This is a genomic window from Nocardia sp. NPDC005998, assembly GCF_040614395.1.
Classification (GTDB): domain Bacteria; phylum Actinomycetota; class Actinomycetes; order Mycobacteriales; family Mycobacteriaceae; genus Nocardia.
Map to the genome: position 1 here is coordinate 124349 of NZ_JBEXUI010000008.1, position 14947 is coordinate 139295.

The following is a 14947-nucleotide window of genomic DNA, read 5'->3' on the forward strand; positions in this document are numbered from 1 at the left end:
AAAACGGCCCGTGTGAACTGGCGCACACTTCAGATTTCTGGGTCCTAGCAGCGCTGATGAACGGCGGGTGTACTTACTCCCATCGCAAAACAAGCTCGAAATGGAGATCGGATGTCAGGTGAGATCGGATGGCTCAACTCGCTGCCACCGGATCAGGCCGAGGCGGAATTGCTGACCTGCTGTGCCTCGCATGTCTGGGCGCAGAAGGTGGCGGCGCACCGGCCCTACGTGGACAGCACGAGCCTGATGGCCGCCGCCGTCGCCGGGGTGCGGGAGCTGAGTTGGCCGGATATCGAGCAGGCGCTGTGCGCGCATCCGCGCATCGGCGACCGCGCGAAGGCGGGTACGCACGAGCGCGAGGCGAAGTGGTCCGCCGGTGAGCAGTCGGCGACCGCGAATGCCGACCGGCAGGTCCTCGCCGATATCGCCGCGGGCAACCTGGCCTATGAGCAGCGGTTCGGACATGTCTTCCTGATCCGCGCCGCCGGCCGCTCGGCCGAGCATATCCGCGCCGAACTGCGCAGGCGCCTGGCGAATACCGCCGAGGGTGAACGCATCGCGACCCAACGCGAACTCGCCGATATCACCCGGCTGCGCATCCGAAAGCTGTTGGAGGACAAGTGAGTCTGTCCACCCATGTGCTGGACGCGGGGTCCGGCCGCCCGGCCGCGGGGCTGGCGGTGCGGCTGGAAAGGGCCGACGGCACCGTGCTCGCCGAGCGTCGCACCGACGACGACGGGCGCGTCAAGGATCTGCCCGCTCCCGAAATCGGTGCGCACCGGCTGATTTTCGACACCGGTGACCTCAGCCCGTTCTACCCGTCGGTGACCATCGACTTCCGCGTCGCCGACCCAGCCGAGCACTACCACGTGCCGCTGCTGCTCAGTCCCTACTCCTACTCGACCTACCGAGGTAGCTGAACAATGTCGATCAAGCTCGGGCCGAATAGATACGGCAAAGCGGAAAACCGGGTCGTCCGGGTGACGAAAACCGGTGGCATCCACGAGATCCGGGATCTGAACGTCGGTGTGGCGTTATCCGGTGACATGGACGAGGTCCACCTGACCGGTGACAATGCGACGGTCCTGCCGACCGACACCCAGAAGAACACCGTCTTCGCCTTCGCCAAGGAGCACGGCATCACCTCGCCGGAGGCGTTCGGTCTGCTGCTGGCACGGCATTTCGTCGACTCGCAGCCGCCCATCCACCATGCGCGGGTCTCTCTGGAGGAGTACGCGTGGGAACGCATTGTGGTGGGCCCCGGCGACAAGCAGCATTCGTTCGTGCGCTCCGGCCAGGAGACTCGCACCGCGCGCGTGCACTACGACGGCGAAAACGCCTGGGTGGTATCGGGTTTGACGGGTTTGGTGGTGCTCAATTCCACCGGCTCGGAATTCCATGGCTACCTCGAGGACAAGTACACGACCCTGCAGGAGGCCTACGACCGGGTGCTGGCCACCGAGGTCAACGCGGAGTGGCGTTTCGCGAGCGAACCGGGTGATTGGGACAAGGCCTACCGCGAGGTCCGCGGCGCGCTGCTGGAGGCATTCGCCGACACCTACAGCTACTCGCTGCAGCAGACCCTCTACGCCATGGGCGACCGGGTGATCAGCGCGGTACCGGAGGTCTGTGAGGTGCGGCTGTCGCTGCCCAATAAGCACCACTTCGTCGTGGATCTGTCGGGCTTCGGACTGGCGAACGACAACGAGGTGTTCTTCGCCGCGGATCGGCCCTATGGCCTGATCGAAGGCACCGTGCTCAGCGAGGATGCCCCCGCGCCCGGACCGGCCTGGGAGTGACGATGGATTTCCTACGACCCGATACCTGGGCCGAGGCGCTTGCGCTGAAGGCCGCGAATCCGGAGGCCAAGCCCATCCAGGGCGGCACCGACGTGATGGTGGAACTCAACTTCGACCACGGCCGCCCGGCGGCACTGCTCGACCTGAACCGCTGTCGCGATCTGTTCGACTATTCGACCGAGGCCAACGGTCGAATCCGGATCGGCGCTGGCGTCCCGTACGTGCGCATCATCAACCGGCTCGGCCAGCAGTTGCCCGGTCTGGCACAGGCGTCGCGCACGGTCGGTTCGCCGCAGATCCGCAACCGCGGCACGGTCGGCGGCAATCTCGGCGGCGCGTCTCCGGCCGGGGACGCCCATCCCGCGCTACTGGCGGCCAATGCGGTGATCGAAGTGGAGTCCGCCGCGCGTGGTACCCGCATGATCCCGATCGACGACTTCTACGTGTGGGTGAAGAAGAACGCACTGGAGCCCGACGAGCTGATCCGCGCCATCTGGATCGAGCCCGCCACGGGACCGCAGTACTTCTCCAAGGTCGGCACCCGCAATGCCATGGTGATCGCGGTCTGCGCGTTCTCGATCGCGCTGCACCCCGATACCCGCACGGTCGGCACCGGCATCGGTTCCGCCGGACCGACCCCGCTGCGGGCGGGCCCGGCCGAGGAGTTCCTGGCCAGCACCCTCGACTGGGATGACCCGTCCCCGTTGCCTTTCGAGGTCATCCGCGAATTCGGCGAACTGGCCTCCGCCGCCGCCAAGCCGATCGATGACGTGCGCGGCACCGCGGAATACCGCAAACATGCCCTGACGGTGCTGGCCCGCCGCACCCTGTCCTGGGCGTGGACGGACTACCTGGCAGAAAGAAGGAGGGCAGCCTGATGCGTGTGACCTTCGACGTCAACGGCTCGCAAGAGACCGTCGACAATGTGTGGGAGGGCGAGAGCCTCCTCTATATGCTCCGCGAGCGGATGGGCCTGCCCGGCTCCAAGAACGCCTGCGAGCAAGGCGAATGCGGTTCGTGCACAGTCTATTTGGACGGCACCCCGGTGTGTTCCTGTCTGGTGGCCGCGGGGCAGGTGCAGGATCGCTCGGTGCGTACGGTCGAGGGGCTGGCCAAGGGGGCGAAGCTCGATCCGATGCAGGAGGCGTTCGTCGAGGCCGGTGCGGTCCAGTGTGGTTTCTGCACACCGGGTCTCATCGTGCAGGCGCACGACCTCATCCAACGCAATCCGAATCCCTCCGATGTGGAGATCCGCGAGGCGCTCGCCGGAAACCTCTGCCGTTGTACGGGATACGAGAAGATCCTCGACGCGGTGCGACTGGCCGCGGCACGTAAGGCGGACAAATGAAGACAGCATCGCGCAGTGATTCCGTGAGGGGTGGCGGTCGGGTGACGGGTGGGCAGACAGCATCGCGCAGTGATTCCGTGAGGGGTGGCGGTCGGGAGACGGGGCGTAAGACCATCATTGAGAACGCGTATATCGCGCCGGTCGTCGGTGACGAGATCGCGTCCGGATATGTCGTCATCGCCAATGGCCGTATCGAATCCCTCGGGACTGGCCCCGCGCCGATCGTGCCCGATGCCGAAAGGATCGACGGCACAGGCTGTTTGGTCACGCCCGGCCTGGTCAACACCCACCACCATCTCTACCAGTGGGCGAGCCAGGGTCTGTTCCAGGACTCGACCCTATTCGAATGGCTGACCGGCCTCTACCGCACTTGGGCGCGCATGGACGCGGACGTCGTCTACGGCGCGGCCTCCGCTGGCCTGGGCTGGCTGGCGCTGACCGGCTGCACCACCAGCAGCGATCACCACTACATCTTCCCGAAGGGTCGCGGCGATCTGTTCGAGGCCGAGGTGTGCGCGGCCGGCGAGATCGGCCTGCGCTTCCACCCGTGCCGCGGTTCCATGGACCGCGGGCAGAAGGACGGCGGTCTGCCGCCGGACGAGGTGGTCGAGAGCCGCGATGAAATCCTTACCCACACTGCCGAAGTCATCGATAAGTACCACGATCCGTCGTTCGACTCGATGCTGCGGGTCGCGGTGGCACCCTGCTCGCCGTTCTCGGTCAGCGAAGGCCTGATGGTTGATTCCGCCACCCTCGCACGCGCCAAAGGCGTTCGGCTGCATACCCATCTCGCCGAGACACTCGACGAGGAAGAACACTGCATCGAGCAGATGGGCTGCACCCCGGTCGAATATATGGAAAAGCTCGGCTGGCTCGGTGAGGACGTCTGGTTCGCCCACACCGTGCATCTGCACGACGCCGATATCCGTCGCTTCGCCGAAACCGGCAGCGGTTCCGCGCACTGCCCGAGCTCGAATGCCCGGCTCGGTGCCGGTATCGCCCGGGTCAGCGATCTGGTGGCCGCCGGTGCGCCGGTGGGCCTCGGAGTCGACGGCGCGGCCTCGAGCGAACTCACCTCGATGGCCGGAGAAATGCGCCAGGCCATGCTGTTCCAGCGCGCGGTCAATGGGCCGACCGCCTTCACCGCGCGCCAGGCACTCGAGATCGGCACGCTCGGCGGCGCCCGCAATCTCGGCCGCCACCACGAGATCGGCAGTATCGAACCCGGCAAACTCGCCGATCTGGCCATCTGGCGGGTCGACGGCTTCCGGTCGGCGATCGAAGATCCGGTCTGCTCCTTGGTTTTCGGACCGACGCCCCCGCTGGCCCGACTACTGGTGGGCGGACGCACCGTCGTGGAAAACGACGAATTGCGCACCGTCGCACAGGATGTCGTCGGCCGAGCCGGTGTCGCGGCCCGGAAACGGCTGATGCGACAGGAGGCATGATGACCATCCCACGGACCACCCGCTTCCCGGGTGAGGTCGCCGCGCCGGGCAAAGGCGGCATCGGCGAGAGTCCGCTGCGTCCCGATGGCACCTTGAAGGTCAAGGGCGAGTTCGCCTATTCCTCCGACCTGTGGATCGACGGCATGCTGTGGGGCGCGACCCTGCGCAGCCCGCATCCGCGGGCGATTATCCGCAGTATCGACATCGCGCCCGCACTGGCCATGACCGGTGTGCACGCCGTGCTCACCCATGAGGATGTGCCCGGCCGCAAGGTGTATGGCCTCGACCACACCTGGGATCAGCCGGTCCTGGCCATCGGTGAGGTGCGCCACCACGGTGAACCCATCGCCCTGGTCGCCGCCGACCACCCCGAGATCGCCCGGCGTGCCCTGGCCGCCATCGACATCGATTGGGAGGTACTGGAACCCATTACCGATCCGATGGCGGTGATCTCGGCTCCGAATCGGCTGAAGGTGCAGGAACGCGGCGGTATCGCCCGCCACCAGCCGGTGCGCGTCGGCGATATCACCGTGGGCCGCGCACTGGCGACCGTGGTGGTCGCGGAGGAATTCGAGGTCGGCATTCAGGACCAGGCATTCCTCGGCCCCGAATCCGGCTTGGTGATTCCGGCCGAGGACGGCGGGCTCGACTTCTACGTCGCCACCCAGTGGATGCACAATGATCTGTCCCAGATCGGCCCGTGCCTCGGCCTGGCCGACGACCAGATCCGCATGACCATGGCCGGTGTCGGCGGAGCCTTCGGCGGCCGTGAGGACCTGTCCATGCAGATCCACGCGGGCATGCTGGCCATGCACACCGGCAAGCCCGTCAAGATGGTGTACAACCGCGAGGAGTCGTTCTTCGGGCACGTGCATCGGCACCCGGCGAAGATGCTCTACGAATACGGTGCCAATGCCGTCGGAAAGCTCACTTACGCAAAGGTTGTCATCGTCCTCGACGGTGGCGCGTACACCTCGGCAACGCTGAATGTCACCGGTAACGCGTCCTCGCTGGCGGTCGGCCCGTATGAGATCCCGCATATCGAGATCGACGCCTACGGTGTCTACACCAACAATCCGCCGTGTGGCGCGATGCGTGGATTCGGTGCTGTCCAAGCATGTTTCGCACATGAATCGATGATGGACAAGGTCGCCGAGGCACTGGATCTCGATCCGGTGCACGTGCGTCAGATCAACGCGGTATCACAGGGGTCCAAGCTGGCGACCGGTCAGGTGCTGCACGCGCCGACGCCGATGGCCGAGATGCTGGGGCAGTTGCGCGATATGCCGATGCCCCCGGAGTTGGACGCCTCGGATATCCGCAATCTGCCCGGTGGCGCATCGCAGACCACGCACGGCGAGGGGGTGGTGCGTGGTGTCGGCTACGGCGTCGGCATCAAGAACATCTGCTTCTCCGAGGCCTTCGACGACTACTCGACCGCGCGGGTGCGGCTGGAAGTCATTGCGGGAGAACCGGTTGCGCTGGTGCACACCGCGGCCGCCGAGGTCGGCCAGGGGCTGGTGACGGTCGAGGCGCAGATCGCACGCACCGAACTCGGCATCGAACGGGTCACCATTGCCCCGGCCGATAACCAGATCGGCGACTCCGGTTCGTCATCCGCCTCCCGGCAGACCTATATGACCGGTGGCGCCGTGAAGGCGGCGTGTGAAGCCGTCCGGCAACGCGTACTCGCGCTGGCGCAGGCCAAATTCGGGCCGTCGCTGGGGCTGCGTCTGGTCGGCGGCAAGGTGGTCTCGAGCCGGGGGGAGGTACTCGCGGCGATCGTCGATGTCCTGGATGAGGGGGTTGTCGAAGAGACCCGCGAGTACCACCACCGGCCGACCACCGGTATGGATCCCGTTACGGGACAGGGAAATAGCCACACCCAACTGGCTCTCTGCGTACACCGCGCCGTGGTGGACGTGGACACAGACCTCGGCCTGGTCAAGGTCGTCTCCCTGGACGCGGTCCAGGACGTGGGCAAGATCATGAACCGCCTGTCCCTGGAGGGCCAGATCCACGGCGGCTCCGTTCAGGGGCTCGGCCTGGCGGTCATGGAGGAAATTCAGGTCAAAGACGGCAAGGTGCGCAACCCGTCCTTCACCGACTACCTGATCCCGACGATTCTCGACACGCCGTCACAGCGGCTGGAGATTCTCGAAAATGCCGATCCGCACGCCCCCTACGGGCTGCGCGGCGCCGGAGAGCCGCCCACGCTCTCCTCCACCCCCGCGATTGCCGCCGCGATCCGTGACGCGTGCCGATCACGGGGTGGAAACGTGCACATCAACCGAGTGCCGGTGCGACCGGAAGACATCATCCGGAGCAGTTGATCAACAGGGGCAGCCAGGGCACCCATCGGTGTCCGGGAGAGACCCCACAACAGCAGTACCCGAACCGAGCGGTCTGGATGAGAAGTCCCGACCGTAGGTCGGCTACGCCCCGAGGAGGGCACGCCAATGACCCAGATACAGACCAAGCCCAGCACACCAGAGCCGGTAGCAGGAAGGTCTGCGCTCGACCGGTTCTTCCGGCTGAGCGAACGCCGAACCACCGTTTCCCGCGAAATCCGTGGCGGCATTACCACTTTCGTCGCCATGGCCTATGTCATCCTACTGGTACCGCTGATTCTCGGCGGCGTCGCGGATGTCAACGGTGACAAGCTGAGCATCGCTCAACTCACCACGGCCACCGCATTTTCCGCGGGACTCAGCACCATCCTGATGGGCGTTGCGGGCAATGTGCCCCTGGCGCTCGCCGCGGGTCTCGGTGTGGTTCCGGTGGTCGCCTTCCAGGCCGCACCACATATGACCTGGCCGCAGACCATGGGTTTGGTCGTGCTGATGGGCGTGATCATCGTGATCCTGGCCGCGACCGGATTGCGGACGATGATCATCAACGCCATTCCGCTCGGTCTCAAGAATGCCATCGGCGTCGGGATCGGCATGTTCATCGCCATGATCGGGCTGGTCTCGGCCGGGGTGGTGGGACACGGCGCGCAGACCGGTCCGCCGGTCACCCTCGGGGCCGGTGGTCATCTATCCGGTTGGCCCGTGGTGGTTTTCGCGGTCGGCCTGCTGGTCATGCTGGCGCTGTTCATCCGCAAGGTGCCCGGTGCGATTCTGATCAGCATCGCCATCGCGACGGTGCTCGCCATCATTGTCAACGCGGCGGCCGAGATCGATCCACAGACCTGGGGTCCGGTGGTGCCGGAGAAGCCGAAGGGTTTCTTCGCCGCACCCGATTTCGGACTGGCACTGCATATCGACCTGTTCGGCGGATTCGCCGAGGCGGGCGGGCTGGTTGCGGGGGTCGTGCTGTTCACCCTGGTGCTGACCGGGTTCTTCGACGCCATGGGAACGGTTTTCGGCGTCTGTGACGAGGCCGGTCTGCTCGATGAGAAGGGCACCATGCCCAGCCTCGGCAAGGTCCTGACCATCGACGGTGTCGCGCAGATCATCGGCGGTGTCAGCGGCGGCGCGGGCAATACCGTGTACGTCGAGTCCGCGACGGGTGTCGGTGAGGGTGCCCGTACCGGTCTGACCAGCCTGGTCACCGGTGGACTGTTCTGCCTCGCAGTATTCTTCACCCCGCTCGCCGCGGTGGTGCCGATCCAGGCCGCCGCTCCGGCGCTGGTGATCGTCGGTGCGCTGATGATGACCCAGGCCCGCAAGATCGACTGGAACGATCTGGAGGTGGCGGTACCCGCCTTCCTGACGATCGTGCTCATGCCGTTCACCTACTCGATCACCAACGGTGTCGGCGCTGGCCTCATCGCCTTTGTGGTGATCAAGGTGGCCCGCGGCAAATTCCGTGAAATCCATTGGCTGATCGGGGTGGTGAGCCTCGTCTTCGCCGGTTACTTCGGCATCTCGGCCATCGAACTACTCCTGGGCGGATAGCACCATGCGCGACCTCACGGCAGAACTTCGGAAATGGCATGCGGCGGACAAGGATTACGCCGTCGCCACCGTCATCGGCGTCACCGGCAGTGCCCCGCGGCCGCCAGGTGCGGCGCTGGCGGTCGACGCCGACGGCATTGTCATCGGAAGTATCTCCGGTGGCTGTGTCGAGGGCGCGGTATACGAACTCTGCCGTGAGGTCCTGCGCACCGGGCAGCCGATGCGCGAAACCTTCGGATACAGCGATGATGACGCCTTCGCGGTCGGATTGACCTGCGGCGGCGAACTCGAGGTCTTCGTCCAGCCGATCACCGCGGTCGAGCGGGTCGCCATCGAGGCGATCCTGCGCACCGACGAGCCGGTCGCGTTGGTACGGGATCTGAAAACCGGTGCGGCCATGGCGATCGGCTCCTGGTGGACCGTCGGCGCGGCGTTCGACGGGCCGGTTGTGGTCGAGGCCAGGGCAATGCTCGAGATGGGCGCCACCGGTATGCGCGAGATCGGCTGTGGTGCAGGTGAAGTCACGGTTTTCGTAGAATCCTACGTACCGCCGCCGCGCATGATCGTCTTCGGCGCCATAGATTTCGCGGCCGCCGTCACTCGGATCGGACGATTCCTCGGATATCACGTCACGGTATGCGATGCTCGCCCGGTCTTCGCCACCCGTGCGCGCTTCCCGGATGCCGATGAGATCGTCGTGCAGTGGCCGGACCGCTATCTGGCACGCACACAGGTCGACTCGCGCACCGTGCTGTGTGTGCTCACCCATGATGCCAAATTCGATATTCCACTGCTCGAAGTGGCGCTGCGACTGCCGGTGGCCTATGTGGGCGCGATGGGTTCCCGTCGCACCCATGAGGACCGCATGGCCCGCCTGCGCGCCGCTGGTGTGCCGGAATCCGAACTGGCCCAATTGCATTCACCCATCGGCCTGGATCTGGGCGCGCGCACCGCGGAGGAGACCGCGGTATCCATCGCCGCCGAGATCGTCGCGATCCGCCGTGGCGGTTCGGCCCAACCGCTCACCACCACCGGCGGACCGATCCACCGGGACCTGGTCCCGGTCCGGTGAGCCGCGCACCCCGCCGTGCATCCGTACACCCGGTACGCGGGGTGCGTGGCTTCGGCGTCGAGTCCGCGGCTGGAGCATCCTACGAAATCGACTTCGGGATATTCGATCGGCTTCGTGCTCATTACCGCTGTTCCGACAGTGCGGTCGGCCAACATAATTGACGAAATTGCGAACAAAGGAACCGCTGAATGCCGCTGATATTTCTGAATGGTTCCGCCATGCGCGGCGGACCGCTCAATCATCTGCTGGACGGTGCACCTTTCGCGGGAGAAGCGAAAACCGCACCGCGCTATCGTTTCTATTCGGTCGGCAACCGGTTCCCGGGTCTGGATCCCGCCGCGGACGGCGGCGACTCGATCTCCGGCGAACTCTTCGACGTCCCGATGGAGGTGCTACGGCAGCGGCTGCTACCAGCCGAACCGCCCGAACTCGAACTCGGCGCAATCGAACTCGACGACGGCCGTTCGGTCCTGTCGATGCTGCTGCGCCGACCACCCACCTCATATCCGGAGCTGATCGACATCACCGCCATCGGCAGCTGGCGGAAATACCGTGAAGGAGCTGAATGACCAAGCACGCCGAGAGCGTCGCATTCCCGAAATTCGACGTCAATTGTTCGATTCTGTTCACCGATCTCCCGCTGCTCGAACGGCCCGCCGCGGCAAAGCGAGCCGGATTCGACGCGGTCGAATTCTGGTGGCCGTTCGGGGACGATCCGGCGCCGGGCGATAAGGAGATCGACGGATTCGTCCGCGCGATCCGCGATGCCGGTGTGGAATTGGTCGGGCTGAACTTCATCGATCTGATTCCGGCGGGCGGTCGCGGGCTGGTCTCGATTCCGAGCGAGATCACCCGGTTCCGCGACAATATCGATGTCGCCGTCGGCATCGCCGAGGAGACCGGCTGCCGCGCGCTGAACGCCCTGTATGGCAACCGGGTCGAGGGCGAGAGTCCGGAGAAGCAGGACGAACTCGCGCTGGAGAACCTGCGCTCGGCCGCACAGGCGGCTGGTGTCATCGGTGCCACGGTCCTGCTGGAGGCGCTGAATTCCTTTGAGTCGCCGAACTATCCGATCGTGAGCGCGGCGCACGCCGTGCAGATCATCGAGCAGACCGGCGCGCCCAATGTGCGCTTCCTCTGCGACCTCTACCACCTCGCGCGGATGGGCGAGGAGCTGCACTCGGTAATCCGCACGCACGCACCGCATATCGGCCACGTACAGATCGCCGACAATCCGGGGCGCGGCCGTCCCGGCACCGGCGAACTCGACTTCGCCGCGCTGTTCCAAACCCTCGCCGAGAGCGGCTACGACGGCTGGATCGGCCTCGAATACAAAGACCCCGAGCTGAATTGGAAGTGGATCAAATGAGTACAGTATCGCGAAGCGATTCCGCGGGGGGCGCGATGGGTGGGCGCAAGATCGGCTTTATCGGCCTGGGGATCATGGGCAGCCCGATGGCGGGCCACCTGGTCAAGGCCGGACACGAGGTGACCGGCTACGATATCGGCCCAATCGGTCTGGAGAAGCTGAAGGCCGCAGGTGGCTCGACCGCCTCCGGTGTCGCGGAAGCGGTGCGGGACAAGGACATCGTCATCACGATGCTGCCCCAGGACGAGCACGTCGAGGCGGTCTTCGCCGATGTCCTGGAACACGCCGCCCCCGGCACGCTCTACATCGACTTCTCCACCATTACGCCGAAGACCGCACGCTGGACCGCTGAGCAGGGCGCCAAGAAGAGCCTGCGTGTGCTCGATGCCCCGGTCTCCGGCGGTGAGCCCGGCGCGATCAATGCCGCGCTGTCGATCATGGTCGGCGGTGCCGAGGCCGACTTCGCCGCGGCCACCCCGATTTTCGAGGCGGTCGGCAAAACCTTCGCGCTGGTCGGCCCGAACGGCGCCGGTCAGGTGGTCAAGGCCGCCAACCAACTCGTCGTCGGCGGCACCTACGCGCTGGTGGCCGAGGCGATCCTGCTGATGGAGAACCTGGGCGCCGATGCCGAGAAGGGGCTGGATGTGCTGGCGGGCGGACTCGCGGGCAGCAAGATCCTCGAACTCAAGCGCGCGTCCATGCTGAAGCGCGACTTCAAGCCCGGCTTCCGTATCGACCTGCACCACAAGGATATGGGCATCATCCTGCAGGCCGCCCGCGACGCGGAGGTGTCGATCCCGATGGGCGCGCTCACCGCGCAGCTGATCGCCGCCGCCCGCGCCATGGGACACGGTTCGCTGGACCACTCCGGTCTGCTGAAGGTCGCCGAGGCACTGTCGGGGCGGGGCGGGGAGAACTGACCATGGCACGCATGCGCACCGTGGACGCCGCGGTTCTGATTCTCGAAAAGGAAGGTGCGACACAGGCATTCGGTTTGCCCGGTGCCGCGATCAACCCCTTCTACAGCGCCATGCGCGCGCACGGCGGCATCAGGCATGTGCTGGCCCGCCACGTCGAAGCGGCCTCACATATGGCCGAGGGCTACACCCGTGCCACGCCCGGCAATATCGGTGTCTGCATCGGGACCTCGGGTCCGGCGGGCACCGATATGATCACCGGTCTGTACTCGGCCAGTGCGGATTCCATTCCGATCCTGTGCATCACCGGTCAGGCGCCGGTGGCCAAATTGCACAAGGAGGACTTCCAGGCCGTCGATATCGCCTCGATCGCCGCGCCGGTCAGCAAGTGGGCCGTCACGGTGCTCGAGCCCGCGCAGGTGCCGGGCACCTTCCAGAAGGCGTTCCGGTTGATGCGGGAAGGGCGTCCCGGTCCGGTGCTGATCGATCTGCCGGTCGATGTGCAGCTCGCCGAAATCGAATTCGATATCGAGACGTACGAGCCGCTAGCGGTGCTTCGTCCGGCCGCGACGCGGGCGCAGGCGGTCAAGGCCATCGAGATGTTGAGCGCGGCGCAGCGTCCGCTCATTGTCGCTGGCGGCGGCATCGTGAATGCCGATGCCGCGGCATTGCTGGTCGAATTCGCCGAACTGACCGGCGTTCCGGTGGTGCCGACCCTGATGGGCTGGGGCACGATTCCCGATGACCACGCACTGCACGCTGGCATGGTCGGTCTGCAGACCTCGCACCGGTACGGCAATGCCACCCTGCTGGAGTCCGATTTCGTCCTCGGCATCGGAAACCGTTGGGCCAATCGGCATACCGGCGGTGTGGACACCTACACCAAGGACCGAACCTTCGTACACGTCGATATCGAGCCGACCCAGATCGGCCGCGTCTTCGCACCGGATTTCGGTATCACCTCCGATGCGGGTGCCGCGCTTCGGATCTTTATCGAGGTCGCGCGGGAACTCGCCGCGGCCGGGCGGCTGCCGGATCGCAGCGTGTGGGCCGAGCAGTGCCGCAACCGGAAACAGGTGGGGCTGCGCAAGACGCACTTCGACGATATGCCGATCAAACCGCAGCGCGTCTACGAGGAGATGAACAAGGCGTTCGGACCCGATGTGCGCTACGTCAGCACCATCGGCCTCTCGCAGATCCAGGCGGCGCAGCTGCTGCACGTCTACCGGCCGCGGCACTGGATCAATGCGGGTCAGGCCGGACCGCTGGGCTGGACCGTGCCAGCGGCCATCGGTGTCGCCACCGCCGATCCCGAATCAACCGTGGTGGCGCTGTCGGGTGACTACGACTTCCAGTTCCTGATCGAAGAATTGGCGGTTGGCGCGCAGTTCAATATCCCGTACATCCATGTCGTGGTGAACAACTCGTACCTGGGCCTGATCCGTCAGGCACAGCGGGCCTTCGATATGGACTACTACGTGCAGTTGGCCTTCGACAATATCAACAGCCCGGAGCTGGTCGGGTACGGCGTCGATCATGTGAAGGTCGCGGAAGGCCTGGGCTGCAAGGCGATTCGGGTATTCGATCCGGCCTGGATCGGTCCCGCACTGGATGAGGCGAAGAAGCTCGTCGCCGAATTCCGGGTGCCGGTGGTCGTCGAGGTCATTCTCGAACGCGTCACGAATGTGTCGATGGGACTCGAGATCGACAATATCGTCGAATTCGAGGAACTGGCCCAGTCCGCCGCCGACGTGCCCACCGCGACCGCACAGCTGGACTGAGCGTCATGGCTCGAGTCCTGATCGCGTCCGACAAGTTCAAGGGGTCGTTGACCGCCGCTCAGGTCGGTGCCGCGGTCCGCACCGGCATCCACCGCATTCGGCCCGATACCGAGGTGTCGGTGGTGCCGATCGCGGACGGTGGGGACGGCACCGTCGCCGCCGCCTTGGCCGCCGGGTACGGGGCGGTGCCGGTGACCGCGCCCGGACCCACCGGCGAACCGGTGAGCACGGCATATGCCCGCCGCGACGATATCGCCGTGGTGGAGTTGGCGGATGTATCCGGACTCGTGCGACTGCCGGGCGGTGAGTTCGCGCCGATGACCGCGACCAGCCGGGGCACCGGTGAGGTCATTGCCGCGGCGATCGAGGCCGGATGCCGCCGGGTGCTGCTCGGCATCGGCGGTAGCGCTGGCACCGATGGCGGCGCCGGACTGCTGCGGGCGCTCGGTGCGCGGCTGCTCGATGCCGACGGGGCCGAAATCGGTGACGGCGGTGCGGCCTTGGCGCGGCTGCACACGATCGACCTTGCGAAGGTGCGGGAACGGCTGGCCGGGGTCGAAATCACCGTCGCCTGCGATGTCGACAATCCGCTCACCGGTCCGCGCGGTGCGGCGGCCGTCTACGGTCCGCAAAAGGGCGCCGATGGTGACCAAGTGGCGGCGCTGGATGCGGCGCTCACGCATTGGGCCGACTGTGTCGCGGCCGCAACCGGCACCGATCTGCGTGATCGTGCGGGTGCCGGTGCGGCGGGCGGGGTCGGATTCGCCGCTGTCACCGTGCTCGGTGCTCGGCTGCGTCCCGGGATCGAATTGGTGCTGGAGCTGGTCGGTTTCGGCGAACGGGTGGCCGGTGCGGATCTGGTGGTGACCGGGGAGGGCATGCTCGACGAGCAGACCCTGTACGGCAAGGCACCGGCTGGTGTCGCTACCGCCGCGCGGTTTTCCGGTGTGCCGGTAGTCGCCGTCTGTGGCCGGAATGTGCTGCCCACCGAGCGATTGCGTGCTGCGGGGTTCGCCGCCGCATACGCCCTTGCCGATATCGAACCGGATATCGCGCGCTGCCTCGCGGAGGGTGAACTGCTGCTCGAGCGGCTGGGTATGCGGATTGCCGCCGAACATCTGGCGCCGGATCCGATGACCGAGCGGCCATCTGCCGGGCGCCGGTCGCCGGACCAACTGTCGACAGACCATGCCGCCGAGCCGCGTCCGCAGCGCACGGTGGCGGACCTGGCCGATGACATTATCGCGGCCGCCTCCGACAACGGCGATGGCGCGAGGACCTTCGACGGGAGATTTCGATGAACAACGACAG

14 protein-coding genes are annotated in these 14947 nt (G+C 66.0%); all 14 read left to right on the forward strand.

Annotated elements, in window-relative coordinates:
- The first annotated feature begins 111 nt into the window (after positions 1-111).
- Positions 112-624, forward strand: a complete 513-nt coding sequence (uraD, locus tag ABZ293_RS14350) for a 2-oxo-4-hydroxy-4-carboxy-5-ureidoimidazoline decarboxylase (RefSeq protein WP_355180597.1) — start codon at positions 112-114, stop codon at positions 622-624.
- Positions 621-920, forward strand: coding sequence for a hydroxyisourate hydrolase (gene uraH / locus ABZ293_RS14355; RefSeq protein ID WP_354951114.1), 300 nt, complete (start codon positions 621-623; stop codon positions 918-920). Before uraD ends, uraH begins: the two co-directional genes overlap by 4 nt.
- Before the next feature lie 3 nt (positions 921-923).
- The gene (gene pucL, locus ABZ293_RS14360) at positions 924-1799 is read left to right on the forward strand and encodes a factor-independent urate hydroxylase (protein ID WP_355180599.1); all 876 of its coding nucleotides are present in this window, start codon (positions 924-926) and stop codon (positions 1797-1799) included.
- A gap of 2 nt (positions 1800-1801) precedes the next feature.
- Entirely contained in the window at positions 1802-2677 is an 876-nt protein-coding gene (locus tag ABZ293_RS14365) for an FAD binding domain-containing protein (RefSeq protein ID WP_355180601.1), read from the forward strand.
- Positions 2677-3147 (forward strand): (2Fe-2S)-binding protein, encoded by a 471-nt coding sequence (locus ABZ293_RS14370; protein ID WP_355180603.1) that lies wholly within the window; start codon positions 2677-2679, stop codon positions 3145-3147. Before ABZ293_RS14365 ends, ABZ293_RS14370 begins: the two co-directional genes overlap by 1 nt.
- 113 nt (positions 3148-3260) lie before the next feature.
- Positions 3261-4595, forward strand: coding sequence for an 8-oxoguanine deaminase (locus ABZ293_RS14375; RefSeq protein ID WP_355180787.1), 1335 nt, complete (start codon positions 3261-3263; stop codon positions 4593-4595).
- On the forward strand, positions 4595-6928 hold the full coding sequence (locus ABZ293_RS14380) for a molybdopterin cofactor-binding domain-containing protein (RefSeq protein WP_355180605.1): 2334 nt from the start codon (positions 4595-4597) through the stop codon (positions 6926-6928). The genes ABZ293_RS14375 and ABZ293_RS14380 overlap by 1 nt, the downstream gene beginning before the upstream one ends.
- Before the next feature lie 126 nt (positions 6929-7054).
- On the forward strand, positions 7055-8497 hold the full coding sequence (locus ABZ293_RS14385; protein WP_355180607.1) for an NCS2 family permease: 1443 nt from the start codon (positions 7055-7057) through the stop codon (positions 8495-8497).
- Positions 8498-8501: 4 nt separating this feature from the next.
- Complete coding sequence (locus ABZ293_RS14390; protein ID WP_355180609.1) at positions 8502-9569, forward strand: XdhC family protein; 1068 nt, start codon at positions 8502-8504, stop codon at positions 9567-9569.
- 188 nt (positions 9570-9757) lie between these two features.
- Positions 9758-10138 carry a gamma-glutamylcyclotransferase gene (locus tag ABZ293_RS14395; protein ID WP_354951098.1) on the forward strand — a complete coding sequence of 127 codons (381 nt, stop codon included), beginning with the start codon at positions 9758-9760 and terminating at the stop codon, positions 10136-10138.
- Positions 10135-10938 (forward strand): TIM barrel protein, encoded by an 804-nt coding sequence (locus ABZ293_RS14400; protein WP_355180611.1) that lies wholly within the window; start codon positions 10135-10137, stop codon positions 10936-10938. The genes ABZ293_RS14395 and ABZ293_RS14400 overlap by 4 nt, the downstream gene beginning before the upstream one ends.
- Positions 10935-11858 (forward strand): NAD(P)-binding domain-containing protein, encoded by a 924-nt coding sequence (locus ABZ293_RS14405; protein WP_355180613.1) that lies wholly within the window; start codon positions 10935-10937, stop codon positions 11856-11858. The genes ABZ293_RS14400 and ABZ293_RS14405 overlap by 4 nt, the downstream gene beginning before the upstream one ends.
- A 2-nt stretch (positions 11859-11860) precedes the next feature.
- A complete protein-coding gene (gene gcl / locus ABZ293_RS14410) occupies positions 11861-13636 on the forward strand; it encodes a glyoxylate carboligase (RefSeq protein WP_355180615.1) in 1776 nt (591 codons plus the stop codon).
- Between the two features lie 5 nt (positions 13637-13641).
- The gene (locus ABZ293_RS14415) at positions 13642-14937 is read left to right on the forward strand and encodes a glycerate kinase (protein ID WP_355180617.1); all 1296 of its coding nucleotides are present in this window, start codon (positions 13642-13644) and stop codon (positions 14935-14937) included.
- Positions 14938-14947 lie beyond the last annotated feature (10 nt).

Excerpts from the sequence above, each read along its gene's own strand:
- uraD (WP_355180597.1), top strand. The coding sequence starts at position 112 with ATGTCAGGTGAGATCGGATGGCTCAACTCGCTGCCACCGGATCAGGCC.
- pucL (WP_355180599.1), top strand. The coding sequence starts at position 924 with ATGTCGATCAAGCTCGGGCCGAATAGATACGGCAAAGCGGAAAACCGG.
- ABZ293_RS14365 (WP_355180601.1), top strand. The coding sequence starts at position 1,802 with ATGGATTTCCTACGACCCGATACCTGGGCCGAGGCGCTTGCGCTGAAG.
- ABZ293_RS14370 (WP_355180603.1), top strand. The coding sequence starts at position 2,677 with ATGCGTGTGACCTTCGACGTCAACGGCTCGCAAGAGACCGTCGACAAT.
- ABZ293_RS14380 (WP_355180605.1), top strand. The coding sequence starts at position 4,595 with ATGACCATCCCACGGACCACCCGCTTCCCGGGTGAGGTCGCCGCGCCG.
- ABZ293_RS14385 (WP_355180607.1), top strand. The coding sequence starts at position 7,055 with ATGACCCAGATACAGACCAAGCCCAGCACACCAGAGCCGGTAGCAGGA.
- ABZ293_RS14390 (WP_355180609.1), top strand. The coding sequence starts at position 8,502 with ATGCGCGACCTCACGGCAGAACTTCGGAAATGGCATGCGGCGGACAAG.
- ABZ293_RS14395 (WP_354951098.1), top strand. The coding sequence starts at position 9,758 with ATGCCGCTGATATTTCTGAATGGTTCCGCCATGCGCGGCGGACCGCTC.
- ABZ293_RS14400 (WP_355180611.1), top strand. The coding sequence starts at position 10,135 with ATGACCAAGCACGCCGAGAGCGTCGCATTCCCGAAATTCGACGTCAAT.
- ABZ293_RS14405 (WP_355180613.1), top strand. The coding sequence starts at position 10,935 with ATGAGTACAGTATCGCGAAGCGATTCCGCGGGGGGCGCGATGGGTGGG.
- gcl (WP_355180615.1), top strand. The coding sequence starts at position 11,861 with ATGGCACGCATGCGCACCGTGGACGCCGCGGTTCTGATTCTCGAAAAG.
- ABZ293_RS14415 (WP_355180617.1), top strand. The coding sequence starts at position 13,642 with ATGGCTCGAGTCCTGATCGCGTCCGACAAGTTCAAGGGGTCGTTGACC.